This window comes from Streptomyces cinereoruber (assembly GCF_009299385.1).
Taxonomy (GTDB): domain Bacteria; phylum Actinomycetota; class Actinomycetes; order Streptomycetales; family Streptomycetaceae; genus Streptomyces; species Streptomyces bikiniensis.
Genome location: NZ_CP023693.1, coordinates 6,057,347 through 6,071,020, shown reverse-complemented (window position 1 = coordinate 6,071,020; position 13,674 = coordinate 6,057,347). Strand labels below are relative to the sequence as shown.

General features: G+C 72.1%; 14 protein-coding genes and 1 riboswitch. Of the genes, 5 read left to right on the top strand and 9 right to left on the bottom strand.

All coding sequences use genetic code 11. The features are described 5' to 3' along the window. Positions 1-21: 21 nt before the first annotated feature. The gene (locus CP977_RS27400) at positions 22-282 is read right to left on the bottom strand and encodes an acyl carrier protein (RefSeq protein ID WP_063915144.1); all 261 of its coding nucleotides are present in this window, start codon (positions 280-282) and stop codon (positions 22-24) included. Positions 283-1,292: 1,010 nt separating this feature from the next. On the opposite strand from CP977_RS27400, the gene CP977_RS27390 reads away from it, so the two are divergent. Continuing rightward, positions 1,293-2,579 (top strand): radical SAM protein, encoded by a 1,287-nt coding sequence (locus CP977_RS27390; protein WP_109184332.1) that lies wholly within the window; start codon positions 1,293-1,295, stop codon positions 2,577-2,579. Here CP977_RS27390 and CP977_RS27385 read toward each other — a convergent pair. From CP977_RS27385 to CP977_RS27350, 8 genes are all read right to left on the bottom strand, one after another. Continuing rightward, positions 2,492-3,376, bottom strand: a complete 885-nt coding sequence (locus CP977_RS27385; protein WP_079130966.1) for an ABC transporter ATP-binding protein — start codon at positions 3,374-3,376, stop codon at positions 2,492-2,494. The two genes, CP977_RS27390 and CP977_RS27385, sit on opposite strands and share 88 nt — an antisense overlap. Continuing rightward, positions 3,373-4,371 (bottom strand): FecCD family ABC transporter permease, encoded by a 999-nt coding sequence (locus CP977_RS27380; RefSeq protein WP_208421320.1) that lies wholly within the window; start codon positions 4,369-4,371, stop codon positions 3,373-3,375. The genes CP977_RS27385 and CP977_RS27380 overlap by 4 nt, the downstream gene beginning before the upstream one ends. Before the next feature lie 50 nt (positions 4,372-4,421). Beyond that, the gene (locus CP977_RS27375) at positions 4,422-5,513 is read right to left on the bottom strand and encodes an ABC transporter substrate-binding protein (protein WP_062751585.1); all 1,092 of its coding nucleotides are present in this window, start codon (positions 5,511-5,513) and stop codon (positions 4,422-4,424) included. Positions 5,514-5,551: 38 nt separating this feature from the next. Then, positions 5,552-5,758: riboswitch (cobalamin riboswitch) on the bottom strand. A 36-nt stretch (positions 5,759-5,794) separates the two neighbouring features. Next, positions 5,795-6,001, bottom strand: coding sequence for a cold-shock protein (locus CP977_RS27370; protein ID WP_062756777.1), 207 nt, complete (start codon positions 5,999-6,001; stop codon positions 5,795-5,797). 278 nt (positions 6,002-6,279) lie between these two features. Then, positions 6,280-6,873, bottom strand: coding sequence for a TetR/AcrR family transcriptional regulator (locus tag CP977_RS27365; RefSeq protein ID WP_109184331.1), 594 nt, complete (start codon positions 6,871-6,873; stop codon positions 6,280-6,282). 56 nt (positions 6,874-6,929) lie between these two features. Further along, positions 6,930-7,694 carry a glucose 1-dehydrogenase gene (locus CP977_RS27360; protein ID WP_062751587.1) on the bottom strand — a complete coding sequence of 255 codons (765 nt, stop codon included), beginning with the start codon at positions 7,692-7,694 and terminating at the stop codon, positions 6,930-6,932. 87 nt (positions 7,695-7,781) lie between these two features. Continuing rightward, positions 7,782-8,756 (bottom strand): NAD-dependent epimerase/dehydratase family protein, encoded by a 975-nt coding sequence (locus tag CP977_RS27355; protein ID WP_152370986.1) that lies wholly within the window; start codon positions 8,754-8,756, stop codon positions 7,782-7,784. A 17-nt stretch (positions 8,757-8,773) separates the two neighbouring features. Next, a complete protein-coding gene (locus CP977_RS27350; RefSeq protein WP_152370985.1) occupies positions 8,774-9,724 on the bottom strand; it encodes a ScbA/BarX family gamma-butyrolactone biosynthesis protein in 951 nt (316 codons plus the stop codon). A 132-nt stretch (positions 9,725-9,856) separates the two neighbouring features. Here CP977_RS27350 and CP977_RS27345 point away from each other — a divergent pair, with 132 nt between their 5' ends. The 4 genes from CP977_RS27345 to CP977_RS27330 all read left to right on the top strand — a co-directional run bounded on the left by CP977_RS27345 (position 9,857) and on the right by CP977_RS27330 (position 13,650). Continuing rightward, the gene (locus tag CP977_RS27345) at positions 9,857-10,537 is read left to right on the top strand and encodes a ScbR family autoregulator-binding transcription factor (RefSeq protein ID WP_062751590.1); all 681 of its coding nucleotides are present in this window, start codon (positions 9,857-9,859) and stop codon (positions 10,535-10,537) included. Positions 10,538-10,681: 144 nt separating this feature from the next. Further along, positions 10,682-11,833 carry an acyl-CoA dehydrogenase family protein gene (locus CP977_RS27340; protein WP_109184328.1) on the top strand — a complete coding sequence of 384 codons (1,152 nt, stop codon included), beginning with the start codon at positions 10,682-10,684 and terminating at the stop codon, positions 11,831-11,833. Between the two features lie 36 nt (positions 11,834-11,869). Then, positions 11,870-12,655, top strand: a complete 786-nt coding sequence (locus tag CP977_RS27335) for an electron transfer flavoprotein subunit beta/FixA family protein (RefSeq protein WP_062751591.1) — start codon at positions 11,870-11,872, stop codon at positions 12,653-12,655. A 38-nt stretch (positions 12,656-12,693) separates the two neighbouring features. After that, a complete protein-coding gene (locus CP977_RS27330) occupies positions 12,694-13,650 on the top strand; it encodes an electron transfer flavoprotein subunit alpha/FixB family protein (protein ID WP_062751592.1) in 957 nt (318 codons plus the stop codon). The last annotated feature ends 24 nt before the right edge of the window (positions 13,651-13,674 follow it).

Here is a 13,674-nt window from a genome sequence, read left to right as displayed (position 1 = left end):
TGGGACGGTGTGGTGGACGGGTCAGGCGGCCTGCTGCGCGGCCACCCGCTCGTGCAGTTCCCCGACGGCGTCGCCGAGCGGCCGCTCGAAGAGGGTCTTCACGTCGAGCTCGTGCCCGAAGCGCTGCTGCACACGTACGTTGAGGTTCATGGCGAGAAGTGAGTGACCGCCCAGGTCCAGGAAGTTGTCCTCCAGGGAGACATCGGTCTCGAGGAATTCGCTCACCCAGTCGACGAGCAGTTCCTGCATTTCTCGCAGGCTCTGGGGGGTGGAAACGGGCATTGCCGCCTTGCTCCTCTCGTGGAGTCGTCGGTGAACCTCACCTGAATATCACCGGAACATCGGCTGGAGATTCGCCGAGCACTCCGCACTGGTTCATGCGGAATACATTTGTGGAGCGCGTTCGGCGTCGACTCTAATAGGCGTCGCGACCACAGCGGTAATGCCGATCGCTTGGGGGGTATGCGCCAGGAACATGTGCCAGACGCAGTGCCGTCGGCCCGCCCGGAACCGCTCGCGCGAGGCGTTCCGCCCGTCCGCTCCCGCCGCGGGCCCCGGCACCGGACGCCCGTCCTCGAACCGCGGCAACGACAGCCCGGCCGGCACCGTCCGCGAACGCTTCCCGCCGGACGTCGTGGTGCAGCGGACTCGCCCTCACGGCCTTCGTCGTGGTCGCGCGTGTTCCTCGGTCGGAGCACATGATCGGACGAAGGCGGCCCCCCGCGTCCGGCGAACACCCGGGTGAGCGAACCCGTTCGAGGCACCGTCCGAGCTCGTGGCACCATGTACGGCATGACGACCAACCGAAAGGTCCATGCCGCGTAGACGGCCAGGGCGCATCCGGGCCGGAATCCCGGACCAGCAGCACTCACGGCGCTCATGGCCGGCCGTCGACCGCCTCTCACCGCGAGCGCTGTCCGAAATCGTTCGCCTTGAACGCACGCGAAACCACCTCCAGCCGGGAGACACCAGCGCGGCACTGCGCATGTGGAAGGACTACGTCCACCGTCCCGAGCGCGAGCTCCGGCACGACGACGAGTTCGGCGACGTGCACCGGTACTGCTGCGGCGACCCCCTCGAAGGCCGTGCCCTGCTCGACGGCGTGCTCCGAGCGATGTCTCCTCGCGGAGCCCGCGAACTCCGCGGGACCATAGAACGGCTCGACGCCTTCACGGGTTCGTCCTCCTCAGCCGCAGACCGCCGAAGACAAAGAACAAGCCAAGCCCCTCACCTCCGGAGATCCGTCTGTGTCCAGCGTCGCACCCACCCGCACGTCCGTCGTGGAGTCCCTCATGGAGCGCTTCCCGGGGATTCCCCGGGAGGCCGTGCTCAAGGAGGACCTGCTGCGCGGCGGGGTCGCCTTCGACCCCTCCGCCCTGTCCGGCAACGAAGGGGGTGAGGTGAAGCCGAAGTCGTACTTCATCTTCTCCTTCGACCACCGGACGCTGCCGGAGCTCGGGGAGGCGGCCCTGAACCGCCCGCCGGAGGAGATCGTGCTGACCGGCGGCCCGTACGGGCTGCGCCGCACGGTGGTGTCGGTGCGGGTGAACCCGTCCTCGCCGTACCGGGTCGCGCCGGACGCCGACGGGGCGCTCGCCCTGTTCCTGGACGGGGCGCGGATCGCGGACGTCGGCCTGCCGCCGATGCCGGAGTACTACCGGCACCCGCTGTCGAACGGCAAGTCCGTGATGGAGGTGGCGCCGACGATCCAGTGGGGCTACCTGATCTATCTGACGGTCTTCCGGGTGTGCCAGTACTTCGGCGCCAAGGAAGAGTGCCAGTACTGCGACATCAACCACAACTGGCGCCAGCACAAGGCGGCGGGCCGCCCGTACACCGGGGTGAAGCCGGTGGACGAGGTCCTGGAGGCGCTGGAGATCATCGACCGGCACGACACGGCCCGCGCGTCGACGGCGTACACCCTGACCGGCGGGGCCGTCACCTCGAAGGTCGGCGGGAAGGACGAGGCCGACTTCTACGGGCAGTACGCGCAGGCCATCGAGGAGCGCTTCCCGGGCCGCTGGATCGGCAAGGTCGTCGCGCAGGCCCTGCCCAAGGAGGACGTGCAGCGGTTCCACGACTACGGGATCCGGATCTACCACCCGAACTACGAGGTGTGGGACCGGCGCCTGTTCGAGCTGTACTGCCCCGGCAAGGAGCGCTACATCGGCCGGGACGAGTGGCACCGCCGCATCCTGGACTCGGCGGAGGTCTTCGGGCCGCGCAACGTCATCCCGAACTTCGTCGCCGGGGTCGAGATGGCGCGCCCGACGGGCTTCCTGACCGTGGACGAGGCGATCGCCTCCACGCGGGAGGGGCTGCGGTTCTTCATGTCGCGCGGGATCACGCCCCGGTTCACCACCTGGTGCCCGGAGCCGACGACGCCGCTGGGCCGCGAGAACCCGGACGGCGCCCCGCTGGAGTACCACCTGCGGCTCCTGGAGGCGTACACGGAGACGCTCAGGGAGAACAACCTGACCGCCCCTCCCGGCTACGGTCCGGCCGGTCCCGGGCGCGCGGTGTTCTCGGTCAGCTCCTTCATGGACGCGCTGGCGCCGGAGCCGGGCGAAGGGGAGTAGGACGGTCCGGCCGTCCCCAGGAAGCGGACGTGGGGGCGGCCGCCGGGGTCCGGGTGCGTCACGGCGGCCCGGACCCGGTAGACGTCCGCGATCAGCTCCTCGGTGAGCACCTCGTCCGGCGTGCCGGCGGCCACGACGCGTCCGCCGGAGAGGACCACGAGCCGCTCGCAGTACACGGCCGCGAGGTTCAGGTCGTGCAGGGCGACGACGGCCGTGAGGCGCAGGCCGGAGACCAGCTCCATGAGGTCCAGCTGGTGCTGGACGTCGAGGTGGTTGGTGGGCTCGTCGAGGAGGAGTTCGCGCGGCTCCTGGGCGAGGGCGCGGGCGATCTGGACGCGCTGGCGCTCGCCGCCGGAGAGGGTCCGCCAGGGCTGGCGGGCCCGGTCGGCGAGCCCGGTGCGGGCGAGGGCGGAGCGGACGGCGGCCTCGTCCGCCGCCGAGGGCGGGGTCCAGGCCCTGCGGTGCGGGACGCGGCCGAGCCGCACGACGTCGAGGACGGTCAGGTCGGTCTGCGTGTCGGACTGCTGCTCGACCGTGGCGAGGCGCCGGGCGACGGTCCTGCGGCCGAGTCCGGCGAGCGGGTCGCCGTCGAGGGTGACGGTCCCGGAGTCGGGGGCGAGGACGCCGGCGAGCAGGCGCAGGAGCGTGGACTTGCCGGAGCCGTTGGGGCCGAGGAGACCGGTGACGGTGCCGGGGACCGGGGCGACGCTGACGCCGTCGAGGACGAGGGTGCCGCCGGCGGTGCGCGAGACCCGGTCGGCGCGCAGGCCTTCCGTCCCGGGGGCCGTCGGGATCATCGCGTGCTCCTCGTGCGGTAGAGGACCAGGACGAAGGCCGGTACGCCGATCAGCGAGGTGACCACGCCCACCGGGACCTCCTGGGGGTCGAGGACGGTACGGGCGAGGGTGTCGGCCCAGACGAGGAAGACCGCTCCGGCCAGGGCGGTGACCGGCAGGAGCCGGGCGTGGCCGGGGCCCACGAGCGCGCGGGCGGCGTGCGGCAGGACGAGCCCGACGAAGCCGACGGCCCCGGCGGCGGAGACCAGGGCGGCCGTCAGGAGTGCGGTGACGCACAGGAGGACGATCCGGGTCCGGGCGACGGCGACGCCGAGGGAGGCGGCGGCCTCCTCGCCGAAGGCGAACGCGTCCAGGGTCCGCGCGTACCCGAGGCAGGTGGTCAGGGCCGCCGCGAGGACGCCGAGGCAGACCCACACGTCGGTCCAGCCGGCCCCGGCGAGCGAGCCGAGCAGCCAGAAGAGGACGCCCCGGGTGGTCTCCGCGTCGGCGGCCGTCATCACGACGAAGGAGGTGAGGGCGGAGAAGAGCTGCATGGCGGCGACGCCGGAGAGGACCACGCGGTCCGTGGAGCCGCCGAGGGTGTGGCTGAGCAGCAGCACCAGCGCGAAGGAGCAGACCGCGCCGAGGAACGCGCCGCCGGTGACGGAGAGGACTCCCCCGCCGACCCCGAGGACGACGACCGCGACCGCGCCGGTCGAGGCGCCGGAGGAGACGCCCAGGACGAAGGGGTCGGCGAGCGGGTTGCGCAGCAGCGACTGCATCACCGCGCCGCAGAGGGCGAGTCCGGCGCCGCAGACGGCGGCGAGGAGGGTGCGGGGAAGCCGCAGGTCCCACACGATCCCGTCGCGGATCGGGGAGAGGTCCGAGACGCCCCCGCCGAGGTGGGCGGCGACCGTCGCCCACACGTCGGCGACGCCGATGCGGGCCGGGCCGATGGTGATCGCCGCGGCGACCGACGCGGCCAGGAGCGCGAGCCCGGCCACCGTCCCCAGCAGGGCCGCGGCTCCCTTCCGTACCGAGGCGGCGGCCGGAGGGGCGGTGGGCGTCACTTGGCGAGGCCGTACGAGCGGAGGGCGGCCGCCACCTTCTCGACGGCCTCGACGGTGCGGATCGTGGGGTTGAGCGCCTGGCCGCTGAGCAGCACGTACCGCTTGTTCCTCACCGCCGTCATGCTGCGGGTGACCGGGTCGGACTCCAGGAACTCGATCTTCTTGGCGGCGCTCTCGGCCGACTGCGAGCGGCGGGTGAGGTCACCGATGACGAGGACGTCGGGGTCGCGGTCGGCGACGGTCTCCCAGTTGATCTGGGGCCACTCCTCCTTGGTGTCGTCGAAGACGTTCTTCGCGCCGAGTTCGCGGGAGACTATGCCGGGGGCGCCGCAGCAGCCCGCCATGTAGGGCGCTTCGGAGTTGGCGAACCAGTAGAGGACCGTGGCGTCCTCGAAGCTTCCGCCCGAAGTCGCCTTCGTCACGCGGGCCTTGAGCTCGGCGACGAGCTTCTCGCCGCGCTCCCGGACCCCGAAGATCCGGGCCAGGTCGCGGATCTCGCCGTAGACCGTCTCCATGGTGAGCGGCCGGACGCGGACGCCGTCGCCGTCGCCGCTGTTGTCCTTGCCGACGCAGTCGGTGGGCGAGAGGTACGTGGGGACGCCGAGTTCCTCGAACCGCTCGCGGGCCGCCACGCCGCCCTTGCCGAGGGTGTACGTGAAGGAGGCGGCGGCGAAGTCGGGTTCGGTGTCGAGGACCTTCTCGAAGGAGGGGTAGCGGTCGGCGAGGCGCGGGACCTTGGCGTTCTCCTTCTCCAGGCCCTTGAGGACGGGGTCCGTCCAGGTGCCGGTGCCCACCATGCGGTCGGCGAGGCCGAGGGAGAGCATGATCTCCGCCGCGCCCTGGTCGAGGGCGACGGCCCGCTCCGGCGCGCGCTCGACGCGGACGGGCCGTCCGCAGTTGTCGTCGAGGGTGACCGGGTATCCGGCCTTCGCCTTCCCGGCGGCACCGCCCGCGGGCCGGTCGGGTGCGGGGGTCGTCTCCGCTCCGCAGCCGGTCGCGGTCAGGAGCAGGGCTCCGGTGAGGAACAGCACGGCGGAGCGGACGGGTTGTGCGAGCGGCACGGGACTTCCTCTGCGGCCAGGGCTCATGCGCGGAGCCTGTCGTACGGTGCTCCCCGGGCGCGCGCGTGCCGCCGGGGCCGCCAGCAGGTCTTCGGACTCGGGGTCGTCCGGACGGGGCGCCTTCCCGGGCCGTCGTCGCCGCCCAGTGGCCGATGCTCCGCCCGTCGCCCTCACCGCTGCGCGTCAGTTCCGGTCTCGCACCGGATTCCCTGACCCGTACACCCACCCGTTCGGGTGCGTGCAAAGGTGCGACTGGCCCCGGCACAGTACCACCGCCCCGGAGGCGCGCCCCGGGGCGGTGGCGGGCGTCAGAGGCGCAGCTCCTTGGCCTCGAAGCGGCCGTCCCCGAGGACCAGGACGAAGGAGACCTGCTGGCCCTCCGAGACGGTCCGGCTCTCGTCCTCGATGTCCTCCGCGCTGAACCAGACCTGCTCCCGGGAGCCGACGGGGACGACGAAGCCGTATCCCCCGAGACGGTTGAAGGACTGCACGAACCCTTTGCTCCTGCCTTCCACGGCGGCCTCCTCCTCGGCGTCGGGGACGCGGGCGAGGGGTGTCCCGGCCGGGTCCGGCCGCATCCGCGTCTCAGGGGAGGTGTACCCCGTCGGGCCGCGGTTCGCCCGTCGGCGGGCGGGGCGTGCGCGGAGCACTCCCCGGGATCTCGTAGAATATTCAACAGAGGTCCGGTGCCGAAGATCCCCCGTGTTCGGCACCGGACCTCGTCGTGCGTCCGGCCCGGAAGTCGCGCGTACGGCCCTGGCTTCGTACGTCCGGCCCGGAGACGGGGTGCGACTCAGGCGCCGCCCGGGTACGCGATCCTCGCCGTGATCCTGGCGATGCGCGCCGCCGTCTCCGCGGGCGGGGCCACCGGCTGGACGATGTGGCTGACGGTGAGCCGCACGACCGTCTCGACGGCGAGGCCGCGCGACGCGTCGTCCACGTCGGGCCAGGCCTCGATCGCGTACGCGTCGAGCATCGCCATCGCCGTGCCGAAGACCGGCTCCGTGCGGGTGGTGAGGTAGGCGAGGAGGTCGTCCTCGCCGCCCCGCGCCGCGACCAGGACGCTCTTGATGAGGGGGTTGTCCACGGTCTGCTGGAGCGTGTAGCCGACTCCGGCGGCCGCCGCTTCCTCCAACGCGCCGCGGTGCGCGTCGAGTTCGCGCTCGATGCCGATCAGGAAGCCCTCCAGCTCGCGCTGGACCAGGGCGTTCCCGATGGCCTCCTTCGCCCCGAACTCGTTGTAGAGGGTCTGGCGGCTGATGCCGGCGGCCCGCGCGATGGAGGTCATGCGCAGCCCGCTCCAGCCCTCGGCGGCGACGAGGCGGTAGGCGGCGTCGAGCACCTGCTCGCGCAGCAGGGACCGGACGCTCTCGCGGAAACGTGTCATCGTGCCCCCACTTTATCGACCGGGCACCGCCCGGAGGAGGGGTGCGCGAGGGGGTCTCAGAGCGCGGTGCCGCCCGTCACGTCCACGTACTGGCCGGTGATCCAGCGGGCGTCGTCGGAGACGAGGAAGGCGACCACGTCCGCCACGTCGGCGGGCGTCCCGAGCCGGTTGAAGACCGAGAGCGCGGCGAGGGCGGCGTGCGCCTCGGGCGTCGCCCGGCGCCGCGCGTTCATGTCCGTCGCGATGAAGCCGGGGGCTACGGCGTTGACCGTGATCCCCCGGGGCCCCAGCTCCTTGGCGAGGGCGAGCGTCATCGTGTCGACGGCCCCCTTGGTCATCGCGTACGTGACGGAGTCGGGGAAGGCGTGCTTCGTCGTCGCCGAGGAGATGTTGACGATCCGGCCGCCGTCGCGCAGCCGGTCCAGGCCCCGCTGGACGAGGAAGAGCGGGGCCTTCACGTTGATCGTGAACAGCCGGTCGAAGGTCTCGGGGGTGAGCTGGTGGATGCGGCCGGAGCCGCTCGCGCCCGCGTTGTTGACGAGGATGTCGAAGCCGGGCCCCTCGCCCAGCTCCGCGAGGCCGGCGTCCAGGGCGGCGTAGAACGCGTCGACGGCGTCCGGCGCCGCCAGGTCGGCGCGGAACGCGAAGGCCCGGCCGCCGTTCTTCTCGACGGTCGCCACCGTCTCGCGGGCGGCCTCCTCGTCGCTGCCGTAGTGCACGGCGACCAGGGCGCCGTCCCGGGCGAGACGGTCGGCGATGCCTCTTCCGATGCCTCGGCTCGCTCCGGTGACGATCGCGGTCCTGCCGGCCAGCGCGGACATGTCGGTGGTGCCTTCTCTCGGGTCGTCCGGGTCGTTCGGGTCGGGGGTGCGGTGCGGGTGGTTCGGTTCGGGGAGCGGCGCCGCCGGTCAGGAGGTCCGGGGTCCGGCCGCCGGGGCGAGCGCGTCCCGGTACCACTCCAGATGATCCACGACCCCCTCGGCGAAGCCGGGGCCCGGGTCCCGGCCCGGTTCCTTCCAGGGCCGGTCGTCGGAGAACCAGTGGTCGACGGCGAGCATGTCGAGGTGGTGGACGGCGAAGGGGTGGGCCGCCAGGAGGGCGCGCGCCTCCGCGATGTCGAGGCCCGGCCCCCGGCGCGGTCCGGCCCGGTGGGAGAGCAACTCCTCGCCCACCGCGAGCAGTTCCCCGGCGGGCACCGGCTCGGGGTGGTTGACGTGGTACGGGCCGGCCTCGGTGTCCGGTGAGAGGGCGGCGGCGAGCAGGACCCGGGCCAGGGTGCCCACCTCGACCAGGGAGTGCAGCGAGGTGCCGCCGTCGAGCGGGCCGGGCAGTGCGCCGAGGAGCTTGACCAGGCCGGGGATCAGCTGCCGGTCCCCGGTCCCGTACACGAGGTGGGGGCGCAGGACGGTCCCGCCGGCCTCCATGACGTGCCGGTCGCCCGCCGCGCGGGTGCGGCTGGTGGCCGAGACCGGGGCGATCGGCAGGGTGCCGGGGGCGGCGGCGCGGAAGGGGCCGCGGCCGTGGACGGAGGCCGTGCCCAGGGCGACGATCCTGGTCGCCCCGGCGCGTACGGCCGCGTCGACCAGGGACCGGGTGCCCTCGTCGTTGACGGCGCGGGCCGTCTCCTCGTCCCCGCCGATCGCGGAGGCGCAGTGGATCAGTACGTCGATCCCCTCGCAGGCCCGGCGCAGGGACTCGGGGTCCCGCAGGTCGCCCCCGACGGTCTCCACGGGTGGGGCGCCGTGCGCCCCGGCGGCCGGCGGGGCGAGCGGGCCCCGGGCGAGGAGCCGTACGTGCGTGGGTTCCGGCGCGGTCGCGGCGGCGGCCGCCACCCGGGCGCCGACGAATCCGGACGCGCCGGTGATCAGGATGCGGGGAGCCATCGTCGTCCTCCGGCCGTTCAGCGGGCCGGCCGGGAACCGGCGGCGGGGCCGGCCACCGCCGGTTCCCGGGGCGGGGAGGAGAGCGTGCAGACGAAGACGGGCAGGTCCTCCTGCTGTCCGGTGACGCGGACGGTGGTCGCCGGGTCGCCGGGGGCGGTCACCACCTCGGCCTCGATCCAGCAGGGGGTGTCGAGTTCGGCGTAGCGCGAGAAGGAGAGGTCCACGGCGGTGGGGAGGTATCCGGTGCTGCCGGTCGCCAGCATCGCGGCCTGGCGGGCCGCTTCGAGCAGGACCATCCCGGGGACGTGGTCGTTCGGGCGGCGGAAGAGCGTGGGGTGGGCGGTGTTGACCCGCAGCCGCCACCGGTCGGGGCGGTCGCCGGGGCCCAGGACGACGTCCTTGGCGTCCTCGCGGCCGACCAGGTGGGGGGCGACCGCCGGTATCAGGGGGACCGGGCGGTCCAGGGCGGCCATGCGCTCGCCGCGCATCCTGCGGTACGCCGGTGCGGAGGTGCAGCGAATCGTTCCGCCACCGGTCGAGAGCCGGTGTCCGTCCCGGGTCAGGACGATGTCCACGCGCAGGCTCCGCACCCGGCCCGGACGTCCGTTGTACTCGGGGAAGAAGAGGTCGGCGGTGATCTCCGGGGAGGAACCGTCGAGGAAGAGCCGCTCGGGGTCGGCGGTGTAATACAGGTCCCACATGACGAACTGATCGTCCACGGGTACCCCGAACCCGGCGTGAGCCACGAGCATGGTGGCCTGACGCATCGTCTCGGCCACCAGGACCGGGTCGTGCCGGCCCTCTGCCGCCGGGGAGAAGAAGGGATGCGAGGCGGGCCAGCGGGCGGAGACGGAGTAGCGGTTCTCCTGGGACCGCGTCCAGCCCGTGGGGAGGATGTCGGCCGGGTCGTGCCGGTGGACGAACTCCCCCGGAACGGGTGCCGTCACTTCTCGGTGGTGCTGTTCCATGGTTCCCCCTCGCACTTCCCCTGCACACCCCGGACGTCAAAGCCGCCCGGCGTAGGGTACTGAGAGCGCGGTTTTCTTTTCAATGCTTCATGTCACAAGGTGAGCACAGACAGCGAGACAGCGGGAGGCGCCTTGGCGCAGCAAGCGCGTGCAATTCGGACCCGGCGGGTGATTCTGGAGTCGGCCGCCGCCGTTTTTGCCGAGCGTGGCTACGAACGGACGACCATCGGGGAGATCCTGGTGCGCGCCGGATTGACCAAGGGGGCCCTGTATTTCCACTTCGCCTCCAAGGAGGATCTGGCCCTCGGCGTGCTGGCGGCCCAGATGCTCGACGAACCGCTCACGCCGCAGCCCGTCAAGCTGCAGGAACTCGTCGACCAGGGCTTTCTCCTCGCCCATCGGCTGCAGTGCGACCCGCTGGTGCGGGCGAGCGTCGCGCTGGCACTGGACAGCGGCGCCATGGGAATCGACCGGGCCGCTCCGTTCCGGGCCTGGATCGACCAGGTGTCGGAGGTCCTGATGGCGGCGAAGGCGCAGGGAGAACTCCTCGTCCACGTGAACGTGACGGACACGGCCGAGCTCTTCTCGGGGGCTTTCGCCGGAATCCAGACGATGTCCCAGATCCTGTGCGACCGGAATGACCTGACCCACCGCGTTCTGGTGCTGCTCCGGCATGTCATGCCGACCATATGTACTCCGGCCGTGCTGATCCGCCTGGAAATGACCGAGAGCCGCGCGCGGCAACTGGCCGTCGAATACGACGCGAATCGGCTTCGCCACGAGGAGAACCTGACGGAAAGCGCCCGCGCGTAGAACCGGAAGCGCCCGCGCACACAACCGACCGCCCCGCCAGGGCGCCCCGACGCACGACGCGTCGGGGCGCCCTGGCGTTTGTGGCACTGAGTGTGCTTTGCTGAGGGTACTCAGTGCCACAAGCGTCTAGGGGAGCTCCACATCATGGGCAAGGACTTCGATCTGTACCGTCCTTCGGAGGAGCACGACATGCTCCGGGAGTCGGTGCGTGCGCTGGCGGAGGCGAAGATCGCGCCGTTCGCGGCGGAGGTGGACGAGGAGGGGCGGTTCCCGCAGGAGGCCCTGGACGCGCTGGTCGCCAATGACCTGCACGCGGTGCACGTGCCCGAGTCCTATGGGGGTGCGGGGGCGGACGCGCTGGCGACGGTGATCGTGATCGAGGAGGTCGCCCGGGTGTGCGGGTCCTCGTCGCTGATCCCGGCGGTGAACAAGCTGGGCTCGCTGCCGGTGGTCCTGTCCGGCTCGGAGGAGCTGAAGGCGAAGTTCCTGGGCCCGCTGGCCAAGGGCGACGCGATGTTCTCCTACGCCCTCTCCGAGCCGGACGCCGGCTCGGACGCGGCCGGGATGAAGACCCGCGCGGTGCGCGACGGCGACTTCTGGATCCTCAACGGCGTCAAGCGGTGGATCACGAACGCCGGGGTGTCGCAGTACTACACGGTGATGGCCGTCACCGACCCCGACAAGCGCTCCAAGGGCATCTCCGCCTTCGTGGTCGACAAGGACGACGAGGGGGTCTCCTTCGGCGCGCCGGAGAAGAAGCTGGGCATCAAGGGCTCCCCGACCCGCGAGGTCTACCTCGACAACGTCCGCATCCCCGCGAGCCGCATGATCGGCGCGGAGGGCACCGGGTTCGCCACCGCCATGAAGACCCTGGACCACACCCGCATCACCATCGCCGCGCAGGCCATCGGCATCGCCCAGGGCGCCCTGGACTACGCCAAGGGCTACGTCAAGGAGCGCAAGCAGTTCGGCAAGCCGATCGCCGACTTCCAGGGCGTGCAGTTCATGCTCGCCGACATGGCCATGAAGCTCGAAGCCGCCCGCCAGCTCACCTACGCCGCCGCCGCCAAGTCCGAGCGCGTGGACGGGGACCTGACCTTCTTCGGGGCGGCGGCCAAGTGCTTCGCCTCCGACGTCGCCATGGAGGTCACCACCGACGCCGTCCAGCTCCTGGGCGGCTACGGCTACACCCGCGACTACCCCGTCGAACGCATGATGCGCGACGCCAAGATCACCCAGATCTACGAAGGCACCAACCAGGTCCAGCGCATCGTCATGGCCCGCAACCTCCCGTAATCCCACGACCGTTGAGCTGTTGAAAGGAGACAGGCCGTGACCCTGAAGATCGCTGTCTGTGTGAAGTACGTCCCCGACGCGACCGGCGACCGCGGTTTCGCCGACGACCTGACGACCGACCGCGAGGCCGTCGACGGCCTGCTCTCGGAGCTGGACGAGTACGCCGTCGAGCAGGCCCTGCAGATCTCCGAGGAGGCGGACGACGCCGAGGTCACCGTCGTCACCGTGGGCCCGGACGACGCCAAGGACGCGCTGCGCAAGGCGCTGTCGATGGGCGCCGACAAGGCCGTCCACGTCAACGACGACGACATCCACGGCTCGGACGTCTTCGCCACCTCCGCGATCCTCGCCAAGGCCCTGGAGAAGACCGGCTTCGACCTGGTCGTCTGCGGCATGGCCTCGACCGACGGCGCCATGGGCGTGCTGCCCGCGCTGCTCGCCGAGCGCCTGGGCCTGCCGCAGGTCACCCTGCTCTCCGAGGTCTCCGTCGAGGACGGCACCGTGAAGGGACGCCGGGACGGCGACGCCGCCACCGAGCTCCTGGAGGCCCCGCTGCCGGCCGTCGTGTCGGTCACCGACCAGTCCGGCGAGGCCCGTTACCCCTCCTTCAAGGGGATCATGGCCGCCAAGAAGAAGCCGGTCGAGGAGCTGGACCTGGACGACCTGGACGTCGACGCCGACGAGGTCGGCCTCGGCGGGTCCTGGACCCTGGTCGACTCCGCGACCCCGCGTCCGCCCCGCACCCAGGGCACGATCGTCACGGACGAGGGCGACGGCGGCAAGCAGCTCGCCGCCTTCCTCGCCGCCCAGAAGTTCATCTGACCCGCCCCGGCACGACACCCACACAGGAGCAACGAATCATGGCTGAGATCCTGGTTCTCGTGGACCACGCCGACGGTGCGGTCCGCAAGCCGGCCCTCGAACTGCTCACGATCGCCCGCCGCATCGGCGAGCCCTCGGCCGTCGTCCTCGGCGCCGGCGAGGCCGCCGCGTCGATCGCCGCGACCGCCGGCGAGTACGGCGCGGCCACCGTGTACGTCGCGGACGGCGCCGAGTTCGCCGAGCAGCTCGTCGTCCCGAAGGTCGACGCGCTCACCCAGATCGCCAAGGAGAAGGGGGCGGCCGCCGTCCTGGTGACCTCCTCCGGCGAGGGCAAGGAGATCGCGGCCCGCGTCGCGCTCCGCCTCGGCTCCGGTCTGATCACCGACGCCGTGGAGCTGGAGGCCGGCGAGAACGGCCCGGTCGCCACCCAGTCCGTCTTCGCCGCCTCGTACCAGGTGAGGTCGACGGTCTCGAAGGGCGTGCCGGTCGTCACCGTCAAGCCCAACTCCGCCGCCCCGGAGGCCGCCCCGGCCGCCGGCACGGTCGAGAACGTCTCCGTCGCCTTCACGGGCAACGCGGCGAAGGTCGTCTCGCGCACCCCGCGCGTCTCCACCGGCCGTCCCGAGCTGACCGAGTCCGCGATCGTGGTCTCCGGCGGCCGCGGCGTCGGCGCGGCCGAGGGCTTCGGGGTCGTGGAGAAGCTGGCCGACTCGCTCGGCGCGGCCGTCGGCGCCTCCCGCGCCGCCGTGGACGCCGGCTGGTACCCGCACGCCAACCAGGTCGGCCAGACCGGCAAGCAGGTCTCGCCGCAGCTGTACGTCGCGGCGGGCATCTCCGGCGCGATCCAGCACCGGGCCGGCATGCAGACGTCGAAGACGATCGTCGCGGTCAACAAGGACCCGGAGGCCCCGATCTTCGACCTCGTGGACTACGGCGTGGTCGGCGACCTCTTCGAGGTGCTGCCGCAGCTGACGGACGAGATCGGCACCCGCTGACCTCAGGCAGCGGAAAGGGGCGGT